This is a genomic window from Pseudomonas viciae, assembly GCF_004786035.1.
Lineage (GTDB): Bacteria > Pseudomonadota > Gammaproteobacteria > Pseudomonadales > Pseudomonadaceae > Aquipseudomonas > Aquipseudomonas viciae.
The window spans coordinates 1,999,514-2,013,525 of record NZ_CP035088.1 but is presented as its reverse complement, the minus strand read 5'-3'; the positions used below and the strand labels follow the sequence as shown (position 1 = coordinate 2,013,525).

The following is a 14,012-nucleotide window of genomic DNA, read 5'->3' as shown; positions in this document are numbered from 1 at the left end:
CGGTGCACCTTGGGGCATAATGCCGACACTTTCATGACCGTTGAGGGCGTTCATTTTCATGCCCTCGTCTTTTTCCCCCTCGCCCGTAGGGTTTTATTTCACATGATCAAATCTTTGCGTCCACTGCTTCTGGCCAGCCTTATTCTTCCCCTGGCCCTGCCGGTTACTACCAACGCCGCCACCATCAACACCGCCCTGTCGCCCAATGTGCAAAAGGCCCTCAAGAACAGCAAGCTGCAAGACAACGCCCTGTCCCTGGTGCTGATCCCACTCAACGGCCCCGGCACTCCGACCTTGTACAACGCCGACGTCTCGGTGAACCCGGCCTCCACCATGAAACTGGTGACCACCTACGCGGCCCTGGAAATGCTCGGCCCCAATCACCAGTGGAAAACCGAGTTCTACACCGACGGCACCCTCAGCGGCGGAATTCTCAACGGTAACCTGTACCTCAAGGGCGGCGGCGACCCCAAGCTGAACATGGAAAAACTCTGGCTGTTGATGCGTGACCTTCGGGCCAACGGCGTGCAGCAAATCACTGGCGATCTGGTGCTGGACCGCAGCTTCTTCATCCAGCCGCAACTGCCCGAGTTCAACGATGACGGCAATGACGAAAACAAACCGTTCCTGGTCAAGCCCGACTCGCTGTTGGTGAACCTCAAGGCCCTGCGCTTCGTCGCCCGCAATGACGGCGGTCGGGTGCTGGTGTCGGTGGAGCCACCGATTGCCACTATTCGCATCGAAAACCAGGTCAAGGCCGTCAATTCCAAGCAATGCACCGGCGGCGTGCGCTACAACCCGGTGCCACAGGCGGACGGCAGTGTGACCGTGACCGTCGGCGGCCAGCTCGGTGACGGTTGCAGCTCGCAGACTTACCTGTCGCTGCTGGACCACGCCACTTACACCGCCGGAGCCGTGCGGGCGATCTGGAAGGAGCTGGGCGGCAGCATCCAGGGCAAGGACCGCCTGGCTCCGACCCCGAGCAGCGCCAAGGTGCTGGCCCGGGCGTTCTCGCCGGACCTGGCCGAGATCATTCGCGACATCAACAAATACAGTAACAACACCATGGCCCAGCAACTGTTCCTGAGCCTCGGCGCGCAGTTTCGCAACGAAGCCGACGGTGACGACGCCAAGGCGGCGCAACGGGTGGTGCGCCAATGGCTGGCCAAGAAAGGCATCACCGCACCGCACCTGGTGATGGAGAACGGCTCCGGCCTGTCCCGCGCCGAACGGGTCAGCGCCCGGGAAATGGCGGCGATGCTGCAGGCCGCCTGGCGCAGCCCGTACTCGGCGGAGTTCATCAGTTCGATGCCGATCGCTGGCACCGACGGCACCATGCGCAAACGCCTCAAGACCACTGCCATGGCCGGCGAAGCCCACGTCAAGACCGGCACCTTGAATACTGTCCGCGCCATCGCCGGCTTCAGCCGTGACATCAATGGCAATACCTGGGCGGTGGTGGCGATCCTCAATGATCCAAAGCCCTGGGGCGCTTCTTCGGTGCTGGACCAGGTGCTGCTGGACCTGTACCGCCAGCCGAAACTGCCGCAGACGGCTTCGGTGCTCTGAACCCTTGATTCGCCGCAACTTCAGCGGCACCAGAGAACAGTGTGGGAGCAAGCCTGCTCCCACAATTGACCGCGTATATCCAGATAGCTATCCCAACTGCGTCTCCACCCGATCCCGCCCAGCCTGCTTGGCCGCATACACCCCTGAGTCGGCCCGCAACAGCAACGCATCCGCGCCCTCACCGATCCGCCAGCTGGCGATACCAAAACTGGCGGTGACGACGCCCACGCCATCGATCGGCGCGGCCCTCAGGCCTTCCCACAGCCCAATGGCCAATGCATAGGCGCTGGTACCGTCAGTGTCCGGGCACAGCACCACAAACTCTTCACCACCCAGCCGGCAGAACACGTCAGTACGGCGCAACCGTTGGGCGACGCGCTGGCAGACCGCCTGCAACACTCGGTCGCCCACCGCGTGGCCGTACTGGTCGTTGATACGCTTGAAGTGATCGATGTCGAGCATGATCACCGCCAACTCACCGGAACCCCGTTCGACCCGAACCATTTCCGAGGTCAGGCGCTCCTGGAAATAGCGCCGGTTGCGAATGCCGGTCAGGGCGTCGGTCACGGACAGGGCCCGCAGCTCCTCCTCCACGCGCTTGAGATCGGAAATATCCGAGATATAGCCATGCCACAGCACCCCGCCACCGGGTAGCTCCTCGGGTGTGGCCTCACCACGCACCCAGCGCAGGCCACGCACCGGGAGTTGCACTCGGTACTCTTCGCGCCAGGGGCTCAACGTCGCCGCCGAAGCACGAATCGAAGCGCGGACCCGTGTGCCGTCCAAGGGATGAATACGCGAGAAAACCGCTTCGGCGTGCTGCACCAACACATCAGGCTCCAGCTCATAGATGTCGCGAATGCCGTCACTGGCGTAGATCACGCTGAAACGACCGTTGAAATCCATCTTGAATTGGTAGATGCCGCCAGGAACGTGGGCGCTGAGTTTTTTCAGTAACAGGTCCCGGGCGGCCAGGGCCTCGTGGACGCGCTTGCGCTCGGTGATATCGATGCAGATCGCCAGATGGCCGACCCACAGCCCTTGGTCATCGAGCATCGGGGTGGCGAGCATATTCACGGTCAGATGGCTGCCATCGCGGCGCACCAGCGTCCATTCCCGGGCCTGTTGGCCACCCTGCTCACCGCCCTCGACCAACATCGCGTGACACGTTGGAATCGGTTTGCCGTAGCGTGCGCCAAGCTGTGCGGCCCGGGCCTGGAGTTCACGCGGAACGTGCAAGCTTTCCAGGGTCATGCTCTGCAGGACGGCGCTGCTGGCATAGCCAAGCATCTGTTCGGCACCGGCATTGAATGTAGTGATGACACCGCGCAGGTCCGTGGCGATGATCGCAACCTGGGTCGCGGCATCCAGCACTCCGCGCAACTGCCCATGGGTGCCCCGCAACTCTTGCTCGCGTGCGCGCAGTTCCTGGGTCCGCTGTTCCACCAATTTCAGGGCCCGTTGGCGCTGGCTGACCAACACATAGAGCAAGGCGCTGAGCAACAGGCTGAGCAAACCGCCCAGCACCACCAGGCTCTCCACCGTGGAATGGTTGGTTGCCAGGAAGGCCCCGCTGGGCCGCAACTCCACCCGAAAGTCATGATCTGCCAGGCGTAACAAGCGGATCGCCGACAAACTGCTGTCAACCGATGGGTCGAGAGACTCGAACAGCACTTCCTCCCGGTCCTCAGTGGACAGGTCCAGGACCCGCATCGAAAGGTTGTCTTGCCCGGACTCCGGCAGGCCATCGCCCACCAGCTGACGCATGCTGATGGCCGCCACCACATAACCGAACGGCTCCTTGGCCGACGCCCTGGTGACCGGCGCGACCAGCAAAACCCCACGGGCCAAGTTCGGGTCGACGCCCATCAGGTCCAATGGCTGCGAGACCACCAACCCGCCACGCTGGCGGGCCCGCTCGAGCGCCGCCCGGCGCAGCGGGTCAGAAAGCAGGTCCAACCCCAACGGTGACCCGTAGGAAGCCTGGCTCTGGAGGTAGAGCACCGGCGCGTATTCGTCCCGCTCGGGGGCCTGGCGCAGGTCACCGGTGTTATCCACCTCACGGATCGTAAAGTTGTCTGCCCCCTCGGCCCGTGCCTGCTGCTCGAACGACTGCCGTTCGCCCCCAAGCACCCTTGGCGCCCAGGCGAAGGCTCGGGTGCGCGGCAACAAAGCTTCGGTGTAACCGCGGAATTCGGCGTAGGAAACCCCATCGGAATTGGCGAAGAAACGCCTGAGGCTATCGAGGCGTTGCTCCTGACCCTGGAAGCGTTCCTCGAGGCGGCTGAAACGTTCCTCGGCTTGCAGCTCGAAGCGCTGACGCAGTTGCTGCTTGAACAGCTCCATCATCGACCAGGTCAGCAAGCCGGTCAGGCAGGTACCGGCCAGCAAGACCAGCGAAGCCACCAGCCAGGCCGACACATCTTCGCTGATAAAGCCCAGGATTCTGGGGCGTACCTGATGCAATGCCATAAATACAACTCAGAAAGGAGCCAGGCGTAGGCGCAGCCCTGGACACAGCCTAAGTTATAGCTATTAGCCATCACTTTAGCCAGTCCCAAAAAGGGCCCAGAAGCCTTGATTTACAAGGCTTCGTGGATCCAATCAGCGATAGGATCAACGGGCCATGATCTTCCAGGCACGGTGGATCTTACTGTTGCGCGCAAAATCCGGATCAATGGTCTTGGCGGTGATCTCTTCCACGGCGTATCGCTCGCCAAGGTTGTCCTCGAGCTGGAACTTACGGAAGTTGTTGGAAAAATACAGTACGCCGCCCGGCGCCAGACGGGCCATGGCCAGGTCCAGCAACTGGACGTGGTCGCGCTGCACGTCGAACACCCCTTCCATACGCTTGGAATTGGAGAACGTCGGCGGGTCGATGAAGATCAGGTCGTACTCGTCCCGACTGGCTTCGAGCCAGGCGATCACGTCACCCTGTTCCAGGCGGTTCTTATCCGAAAAGCCATTGAGCGACAGGTTGCGCCGTGCCCAGTCCAGATAGGTTTTCGACAGGTCGACGCTGGTGGTACTGCGCGCACCGCCCTTGGCAGCGTGGACGCTGGCGGTCGCGGTGTAGCAGAACAGGTTGAGGAAGCGCTTGCCGGCCGCCTCTTTCTGGATCCGCAGGCGCATCGGCCGGTGATCGAGAAACAGTCCGGTGTCCAGGTAGTCGGTGAGGTTGACCAGCAGCTTCACGCCGCCTTCGTTGACCTCGGTGAACTTGCCCTGGGCGCTCTGGCGCTCGTACTGCTTGGTGCCGCTCTGGCGCTCGCGACGCTTGATCACCACGCGGCTCTTGTCGACATTCAGCGCCTGTGGAATCGCCGCCAGGGCATCGAACAACCGGGCCGAGGCTTTTTCCGGGTCGATGGATTTTGGCGCGACGTATTCCTGAACGTGCACCCAATCGTGATACAGGTCGATGGCCATGGAGTATTCCGGCATGTCAGCGTCGTAGACCCGATAGCAGTCCACGCCTTCACGCTTGGCCCATTTACTCAGCAACTTGAGGTTTTTTTGCAGGCGATTGGCGAACATCTGCCCGCCCTCGCTCAAACGGGCCTGCTCGACCACAGGGGCCGGAGCCGGGGTTGGCTTGATCGGGTTGCCGTTCTTGTTGTACTGGCGCTCTTGCGGCACCTCCGGCGTCTGATCGTACGCTGCCTGCTCACGCTCGGCCTGACGCTGTTCCGGGGTGCGACGTTCGCCGGTGACGAACTGATCCGGCAGCACCTTGATCAGCAAGAGCTTGCACGGCAAGGCGCCGTTCCAGAACGAATACTGCTTGTGGCTGCGAATGCCCATGCGCTTGCCCAGGTCCGGCGCGCCGGTGAACACCGCCGCCTCCCAGTTCAAGCAAGCCTGGCGCAAGCGCTCGCCCAGATTCTGGTAGAGGTAAAGCAGGCTGGCTTCGTCGCCCAGACGCTCGCCGTACGGCGGGTTGCAGATCACCAGGCCCTTCTGGTTCTGATCCGGACGCGGCTCGAAGGTGGCGACTTCGCCTTGATAGATCTTGATCCACTCGCTCAGGCCCGCACGCTCAACGTTGTTGCGGCCTGGCTGGATCAACCGTGGATCGGCTTCATAGCCGCGAATCCACAACGGTGGCTTGGCCAGCCCGGCGGCGGCACGCTCGGAGGCCTCTTCGTGGAGCTTCTTCCACAGCGCCGGCACGTGGCCGAGCCAGGCGGTGAAGCCCCACTGCTGGCGACGCAGGTTCGGCGCCATGTCGGCAGCGATCATCCCGGCTTCCACCAGGAACGTGCCCACGCCGCACATCGGGTCGGCCAGCGCCCCGCCTTCAGCGGCAATGCGCGGCCAGCCGGCGCGGATCAGGATGGCGGCAGCGAGGTTTTCCTTCAGCGGCGCGGCGCCTTGCTGCAGGCGATAGCCGCGCTGGTGCAGGCTGTGGCCGGAGAGGTCCAGGGAGAGGATCGCTTCGCCGCGGTCCAGGCGCAGGTGAATGCGCAGGTCCGGGTTGAGTTTGTCGATGGACGGTCGCTCGCCCGTCGGGGTGCGCAGTTTGTCGACGATGGCGTCCTTGACCTTCAGGGCGCCAAAGTGGGTGTTGTCGATGCCCGAGCCGTGGCCGCTGAACTCCACCGCCAAGGTTCCATCGGCGAGCATGTGGTCTTGCCAGTCGACGTCCAGCACGCCGTGGTACAGGTCTTCGGCGTCCTTCATCGGGAAACGCTTGAGCACCAGCAACACGCGGTTGGCCAGGCGCGACCAGAGGCACAGGCGATAAGCCGTTTCCATGTCGGCCATGCCGCGCACGGCCGAAGTGTGCTCGCGCGCCTCTTCAAGGCCAAGCCCGACGGCTTCCTCGATGAGCAGGCCTTCGAGGCCCTTGGGGCAAGTGAGGAAGAGTTCGAAACGATCGGACATGGGATTTCCAGCGCCTTTGGCTAAGTGGACCGGGCAACGCATTGCCGGGCCGGGTTCAATCAGGTGCTTTTCTCAAGAGCACCCACGTGGCACGAAAGTGTGCCGTCCCGCCCTCGCCGTTCAGGTTAGAAGAGCCTGGATGGGAGGGCAGATAAAAAATTCTGTATAACAATTTGTGAAAACTCGACCCTTTCGTCGAATAGTACCCGAGTGCAACGGGGGGACATTCTCATTCGAGGAAAGACCGCGCCCTTCGGCGCGAGGCCGATCATACAGGGGTCTAGCTCAAAAGCGGTCAACGAACATCAAGTTACTTATCGCCCTAACGTCTTTATTGTTACGTGCTTATGACAAAACGATCATTCCATCCATGTGACGCTTTGGTTAGAACTCAACACAGGTTGACGCCACAACGGCGCCAACACCTTGGCTCGTCACGCCGGCAACGAGCCACCAACGGCAGAATGATTCTGCCCCGGCCTCGATAGAGGTCGACGCTAAGCAACAGTCAACAAGTGAGGGCAACACCCTATGAGAAGACTTAAGCGTGATCCGTTGGAAAGAGCATTTTTACGCGGTTACCAATATGGCGTTGGTGGTAAATCCCGTGAGCTTTGCCCCTTTACTCTACCGTCAGTACGTCAAGCCTGGATCAATGGCTGGCGAGAAGGACGCGGCGACAACTGGGACGGTATGACCGGCACTGCGGGTATCCATAGACTCAACGAACTTCACGCCGTCGGCTGACACAGGGCTCAACACTCAAGAACTCGACAATTTGATACTCACATCGATTTAACCACGCGCGTCCCATCCGGACGGCGGGCTTCGGCCCAGGGGGCTCCTTCGAGGAGCCCTTTTTAATGCCTGGGTTTTCTGAACAGGGTTACTAACTCTACTGTGAACACCATTGTGGCGAGGGAGCTTGCTCCCTCGCCACAATGGGTCTGCGTAGCCTTCAAAAGATCAATCAACGCAGCGCCGCAATCGCATCCACTGATTCACGAATCAACGCCGGTCCTTTATAGATAAAGCCCGAATAAATCTGCACCAGGCTCGCCCCAGCGGTGATTTTCTCGGCGGCATGCCGGCCTTGTGTGATGCCACCCGCCGCGATGATCGGCAAGCGCCCCGCCAACTCGGCGGCCAACACCTTCACGGTGTGGGTGCTCTTCTCGAGCACCGGAGCACCCGACAAGCCGCCCGCCTCATCGCCATGCTCCAGCCCCTCGACGCCTTCACGCCCCAAGGTCGTGTTGGTGGCAATCACCGCGTCCATGCCGGTCTCGATCAGGGCCTGGGCGACTTGAGCGGTTTCTTCGTCGGTCATGTCCGGAGCGATCTTGATGGCCAGTGGCACATGGCGACCATGAATCACCGCCAGCTCTGCACGTCGGCGGGCCAGGTCTGCCAGCAGTTGCTTGAGGGAATCACCAAATTGCAGGCTGCGCAGGCCCGGAGTGTTCGGCGAACTGACGTTGACCGTCACATAGCTGGCATGGGCGTAGACCTTGTCCAGGCAGATCAAGTAGTCGTCGACGGCGCGCTCCACCGGGGTGTCGAAGTTCTTGCCGATATTGATGCCCAGCACGCCCTTGTACTTGGCCGCAGCCACCCGGGCCAGCAAATGGTCGACGCCCAGGTTGTTGAAGCCCATGCGGTTGATGATCGCCTCCGCCTCCGGCAGGCGGAAAAGCCGTGGCTTGGGGTTGCCTGGCTGCGGGCGTGGGGTGACGGTGCCGATTTCCACGAAACCGAAACCCAGCTGGGCGAACCCATCAATGGCCGCGCCATTCTTGTCCAGCCCCGCCGCCAACCCGACCGGGTTAGGGAACTCCAGCCCCATGACCGTCACCGGCAATTTCGCCGGAGCCTTGCACAGCAACCCGTTGAGGCCCAAACGTCCGCCCGCGCCGATCAGGTCCAGAGACAGATCGTGGGAGGTTTCCGGGGAAAGTTTGAACAGCAGCTCACGGGCCAGGGTGTACATGGGTGGGTTTGACTCGATCGGAGAAATGAGGCGCGGATTATAGCGGGGTGAAGGGATGGGAGCGAGCAACCGATAGTTGCCTGCTCCCTGCTTGGCGCCGTATTGAAATCTGAAGGAAAGCGGATGAGGTCCGGGCTGGCATATGCCTTGCACCATTTGTGTTCATCGGTGCCCATGCCAACGGCGGAATGCGTGCCACACTGTTTTAAGGGACAACGGCGTCGTCATCCGGCCCTGCTCTGGCAGCCGTCCGGATACGGCGCCTTTTTTGTGGAAGGTGATGCTCAATGAATGAAATTCCAGCCAACCCCCTGGCCTGGGTCAACGGCAGCGATGCCCCGGAAAAGAGCGCGGTCAATCTTGGCTTCATGGCCTTGAGTGACTGTGCCCCGGTGGTGGTGGCCGCCACCCAGGGCTTCGCCCAACCCTACGGCCTGACCCTGAACCTCAAGCGCCAGACGTCCTGGGCCAACCTGCGGGACAAGCTGGTCAGCGGTGAAATCGATGCCGCCCACAGCCTGTACGGCCTGATTTATGCGGTGCACCTGGGCATCGGTGGCGTCGCGCCGACTGACATGGCGGTGCTGATGGGGCTGAACCAGAACGGCCAGAGCATCAACCTGTCCCATGGCCTCCAGGCCCAAGGCGTGACCAGTCCTGAGGCACTGGAGCAGCATGTGCACCAAACTCGCCCGAAACTGACCTTCGCCCAGACCTTCCCCACCGGCACCCATGCCATGTGGCTTTATTACTGGCTCGCCGCCCAGGGCATCCATCCCTTGTCGGATGTCGACAGCGTGGTGGTGCCGCCGCCGCAAATGATCGCGCACCTGCAGGCCGGGCGTATCGACGGCTTCTGCGTCGGTGAACCCTGGTGCGCCAGCGCGGTGAAGCAGAACCTGGGCTTCACCCTGGCGACCACCCAGACCATCTGGCCCGATCATCCGGAAAAAGTGTTGGGCTGCACCCGCGCGTTCGTCGAGCAGTCCCCCAATACCGCCAGGGCGCTGGTGATGGCGATCCTTGAAGCCAGCCGCTTTATCGAACAAAGTACGGAAAACCGTCGCAGCACCGCGCAACTGTTGAGTGCGCCCGAATACCTCGACGCACCGTTGGACTGCATCGAGCCGCGCCTGCTGGGCATCTATGCCGACGGCCTGGGCAATAGCTGGCAGGATCCTCACGCGATGCGCTTCCATGGCAACGGCGAGGTGAACCTGCCGTACCTGTCCGACGGTATGTGGTTCATGACCCAGTTCCGCCGCTGGGGCCTACTGCGTGAAGACCCGGACTACCTGGCCGTGGCCCGGCAAGTCCAGCAACTCACGCTGTACCGTGAAGCCTGCGCGGCGCTGGACATCGCGGCCCCACGCCAGGACGTGCGCAGCAGCCAGTTGATCGACGGCATCATCTGGGACGGCTCGGACCCGGCCACGTATGCCCGTAGCTTCAAACTGCACGCCTTGAGCGATGCGGCTCCCCTTCTCGCCAGCCGCTGACAGGAGCCTCGACCATGCTGCGTATCCTGCTGATCAACGACACGGCGAAAAAAGTCGGCCGCCTCAAAGCCGCCCTGATTGAAGCCGGATTCGAAGTCATCGACGAGTCCGGTTTGACCATTGACCTGCCGGCGCGCGTCGAAACGGTGCGTCCGGACGTGATCCTGATCGATACCGAGTCACCCGGACGCGATGTGATGGAACAAGTGGTGCTGGTCAGCCGCGACCAACCACGACCGATCGTCATGTTTACCGACGAGCACGACCCGGATGTGATGCGCCAGGCGATCAAGTCGGGGGTGAGCGCCTACATCGTCGAAGGCATCCACGCCGCGCGCCTGCAACCGATCCTCGACGTGGCCATGGCCCGCTTCGAAAGCGACCAGGCCCTGCGCGCCCAGCTCCTGGCGCGGGACCAGCAACTGGCCGAACGCAAGCGCATCGAACTGGCCAAGGGCATGCTGATGAAGATGAAAGAATGCAACGAAGAACAGGCCTACACCCTGATGCGCCGCCAGGCCATGAGCCGCCAGCAGAAGCTGATCCAGGTGGCGGAGCAGATCATTGCCATGAATGAGTTGCTGGGCTGAAAGCCCTGTAGCGACTGGGCTGGCGCCACCGCGAGCAGGCTCGCTCCCACAGGTTCGTGCCCCCTGAGGATCCATTGTGGGAGCGAGCCTGCTCGCAATAGCCCTCACACCAATCCCCGCTGTTGGCACAGATCTCGCTTAAGTAATCCCACAGGTAACCAACGGCGGTTGCCCCACCTACGACAAAGACGTCGCACACCCTCCTTGCCTCTCTGGCGATCCGGGTTGCGGCGTTTTTTTGTTTTGGCCCCTCGGGGCCGGTGGTGCGACCACAGACGGCGCACTGCTCAAAGCACTGACTCATTTCTCGAGACTTTTACAGCTGAGGTGCGCGATGAATTCAAGCTTCTGGAAATCCGGCCACACCCCGACACTGTTCGCGGCCTTCCTCTACTTCGACCTGAGTTTCATGGTCTGGTACCTGCTCGGTCCACTGGCGGTGCAGATCTCTGCCGACCTGCACCTGACCACCCAGCAACGCGGCCTGATGGTGGCGACGCCAATCCTGGCCGGTGCGGTACTGCGTTTGTTCATGGGCCTGCTGGCTGATCGCATCTCACCGAAAACCGCCGGCATGGTGGGCCAGGTGATTGTGATCGGCGCGCTGTTCTGCGCCTGGAAACTGGGCATCCACAGCTATGAACAGGCGCTGCTGCTGGGCCTGTTCCTGGGTGTGGCCGGTGCTTCGTTTGCCGTGGCCTTGCCGCTGGCGTCCCAGTGGTATCCGCCACAGCACCAGGGCAAGGCCATGGGTATTGCCGGCGCTGGCAACTCGGGCACCGTACTGGCGGCGTTGATCGCCCCGGTGATGGCAGTGGCATTCGGCTGGAGCAACGTCTTCGGCTTCGCGCTGATCCCGCTGGTGCTGACCCTGGTGCTCTTTGCCTGGCTGGCCAAGAACGCTCCCGAGCGGCCGAAAGCCAAATCCATGGCCGACTACCTCAAGGCCCTCGGCGACCGTGACAGCTGGTGGTTCATGTTCTTCTACAGCGTGACCTTCGGTGGTTTCATCGGCCTGGCCAGCGCCCTGCCCGGCTACTTCAACGACCAATACGGCCTGAGTCCGGTCACCGCCGGCTACTACACCGCCGCCTGCGTCTTCGGTGGCAGCCTGATGCGTCCGTTGGGTGGCGCCCTGGCGGATCGTTTCGGTGGCATCCGCACCTTGCTCGGCATGTACACCGTTGCGGCGGTCTGCATCGCGGCGGTGGGCTTCAACCTGCCGAGTTCCTACGCGGCCCTGGCCCTGTTCGTCTGCACCATGCTCGGTTTGGGTGCGGGCAACGGCGCGGTATTCCAGCTGGTGCCACAACGCTTCCGTCGCGAAATCGGCGTGATGACCGGACTGATCGGCATGGCCGGTGGCATCGGTGGTTTCGCCCTGGCGGCGGGCATGGGTGCGATCAAACAGAGCACCGGCAGCTATCAACTGGCACTGTGGTTGTTCGCCAGCCTCGGTGTCCTGGCCTGGTTCGGCCTGTACGGCGTGAAACGTCGCTGGAGAACCACTTGGGGTTCGGCCGCCGTCACCGCAGCTCGGGTATGACGTGCAACCATGAGCCTGCAACTGAGTTTCGCCGAAGCCAGTGCCATTGGCCCGCGGGAAGAAAACCAGGACGCCCTGCGCCTGGTCACCCCGGCCCCGGCCCTGGCTGCCAGCAAGGGTTACCTGTTCGCCATCGCTGACGGCGTGAGCCAATGCGCCGATGGCGGGCTGGCCGCCCGTTCGACCTTGCAGGCGCTGGCCCTGGACTATTACTCCACGCCGCAAACCTGGGGCGTGGCCCAGGCGCTGGACCGGCTGTTACTCGCACAAAATCGCTGGCTGCAGGCCAACGGTGGCGGGCAACCCCTGCTCACCACCGTCAGTGCCCTGGTGCTGCGAGGCCGGCGCTTCACCCTCGCGCATGTCGGCGATTGCCGGGTCTACCGCTGGCACGCCGATCATCTGCAGCGGGTCAGCGAAGATCACGTCTGGGAGCAACAGGGCATGCAACATGTGCTCAAGCGTGCCCTGGGGCTGGATCAACATCTGATCCTCGACTTTCTCGACGGTGAACTGCGCACCGACGAAACCTTCGTGCTGCTCAGCGACGGCGTCTGGGCGGTCCTCGGGGACACGGCCATCGCCGGCATCCTTCGCGACCAACCGAACCTGGACCTCGCGGCGCAGACACTGGTCAACGCCGCGCACCTGGCCGGTAGCCAGGACAACGCCAGCGCTCTGCTGGTACGTGTCGATGCGCTGGGCGAGGCAAGCATCGGCGATGCGCTGATCCAATTGCAGCAATGGCCCCTTCCCCCGGCACTGAAACCGGGTCAGGTGTTCGAGGGCTGGCAGATCGAAAGTCTGCTCGGCCAGAGCCAGCAATCGTTGCTCTACCGGGTACACGATGGGCAGGGCCAGCCATGGCTGCTGAAAACCTTGCCCGGGCAGCTACGGGACGACACCCGGGCCGGACAGGCATTGCTGTCGGAAGAGTGGTTTCTCAAACGGGTCGCAGGGCGGCAGTTTCCCGAGGTCCATGGCGTTCCCCAGCGTCAGCATTTGTACTACGTGATGCGCGAATATTCGGGCATGACCCTGGCCGAGCTGTTCAACCAGGGCGGGCCGCTCCCTCTGGCCCAATGGCTGGACCTGGCGCAGCGGCTGGTGCGGGCGGTGGGCCTGTTGCATCGAAGGCAGATCTACCACCGCGACATCAAGCCGGAAAACCTGCACCTGGGAGACGATGGGGAATTGCGCTTGCTGGACTTCGGGCTGGCGTACTGCCCGGGCTTGTCCGAAGATCAGGCTAACATGCTGCCCGGCACGCCTAGCTATATCGCACCGGAAGCCTTTGGTGGCGCTGCGCCGACCGCGCAACAGGATTTGTATGCCCTCGGCGTGACCTTGTATTTCCTGCTGACCGGGCATTATCCCTACGGCGAAATCGAGGCGTTCCAGCGCCCGCGCTTTGGCGTGCCGGTCAATGCCAGTCGCTATCGGCCAGACCTGGCCGAATGGCTCGGACAAAGCCTGGAACGCGCCGTCGCGGCCGATCCGCAGCAGCGTTTTGAAACCGCCGAGGAATGGCTGTTGCTGCTGGAACAGGGCGAACGCCGCAGCTTGGGCGTAAGGCCCCGGCCGCTGCTGGAAAGAGAACCACTGAAGGTCTGGCGGACGTTGGCGCTGGTGTCTTTGGTGGTGAATATTGTGCTGCTGTTTTTGGTATTTCATGGCTGAAATCCAGTCGCGCCCCTCGCCTCCACGCTCCATTACCGGGCAACACGCTTTGATTCGGTGCAATAAATCCCTCCCCCATTCGTGCAATCAGCCGTTCCCCCAATAAATCCACGCCCTCAAGCCACTTGGCACAACCACTGCATAACCTCTCTCACCATACATAAAGCAACGCCTCCAACGATGAAGGCGGTGCTTCCCGAGAGAACGGGACCAGGACAAAGGCGTCCTCGCTAGGCAACTAGCGGGACGCC

General features: G+C 62.3%; 9 protein-coding genes. 6 read left to right on the top strand and 3 right to left on the bottom strand.

What is annotated here, in order from left to right; genetic code table 11:
- Positions 1-102 precede the first annotated feature (102 nt).
- Complete coding sequence (dacB, locus tag EPZ47_RS09210; protein WP_135844486.1) at positions 103-1,569, top strand: D-alanyl-D-alanine carboxypeptidase/D-alanyl-D-alanine endopeptidase; 1,467 nt, start codon at positions 103-105, stop codon at positions 1,567-1,569.
- Between the two features lie 87 nt (positions 1,570-1,656).
- Here the strand turns inward: dacB and EPZ47_RS09205 are convergent, their stop codons facing one another.
- Positions 1,657-4,041, bottom strand: a complete 2,385-nt coding sequence (locus EPZ47_RS09205; protein ID WP_135844485.1) for a sensor domain-containing diguanylate cyclase — start codon at positions 4,039-4,041, stop codon at positions 1,657-1,659.
- Positions 4,042-4,185: 144 nt separating this feature from the next.
- Positions 4,186-6,456, bottom strand: coding sequence for a bifunctional 23S rRNA (guanine(2069)-N(7))-methyltransferase RlmK/23S rRNA (guanine(2445)-N(2))-methyltransferase RlmL (rlmKL, locus tag EPZ47_RS09200; protein ID WP_135844484.1), 2,271 nt, complete (start codon positions 6,454-6,456; stop codon positions 4,186-4,188).
- A gap of 531 nt (positions 6,457-6,987) precedes the next feature.
- Here rlmKL and rmf point away from each other — a divergent pair.
- On the top strand, positions 6,988-7,203 hold the full coding sequence (gene rmf / locus EPZ47_RS09195; protein ID WP_003223300.1) for a ribosome modulation factor: 216 nt from the start codon (positions 6,988-6,990) through the stop codon (positions 7,201-7,203).
- Between the two features lie 223 nt (positions 7,204-7,426).
- Here the strand turns inward: rmf and EPZ47_RS09190 are convergent, their stop codons facing one another.
- A complete protein-coding gene (locus tag EPZ47_RS09190; RefSeq protein ID WP_135844483.1) occupies positions 7,427-8,446 on the bottom strand; it encodes a quinone-dependent dihydroorotate dehydrogenase in 1,020 nt (339 codons plus the stop codon).
- A gap of 287 nt (positions 8,447-8,733) precedes the next feature.
- On the opposite strand from EPZ47_RS09190, the gene EPZ47_RS09185 reads away from it, so the two are divergent.
- From EPZ47_RS09185 to EPZ47_RS09170, 4 genes are all read left to right on the top strand, one after another.
- On the top strand, positions 8,734-9,945 hold the full coding sequence (locus EPZ47_RS09185) for a CmpA/NrtA family ABC transporter substrate-binding protein (protein ID WP_135844482.1): 1,212 nt from the start codon (positions 8,734-8,736) through the stop codon (positions 9,943-9,945).
- A gap of 14 nt (positions 9,946-9,959) precedes the next feature.
- Positions 9,960-10,535, top strand: a complete 576-nt coding sequence (locus EPZ47_RS09180; protein ID WP_025212689.1) for an ANTAR domain-containing response regulator — start codon at positions 9,960-9,962, stop codon at positions 10,533-10,535.
- Positions 10,536-10,869: 334 nt separating this feature from the next.
- Positions 10,870-12,081 carry a nitrate/nitrite transporter gene (locus tag EPZ47_RS09175; RefSeq protein ID WP_014337339.1) on the top strand — a complete coding sequence of 404 codons (1,212 nt, stop codon included), beginning with the start codon at positions 10,870-10,872 and terminating at the stop codon, positions 12,079-12,081.
- A 9-nt stretch (positions 12,082-12,090) separates the two neighbouring features.
- Entirely contained in the window at positions 12,091-13,761 is a 1,671-nt protein-coding gene (locus EPZ47_RS09170) for a bifunctional protein-serine/threonine kinase/phosphatase (RefSeq protein WP_135844481.1), read from the top strand.
- Positions 13,762-14,012: the final 251 nt, after the last annotated feature.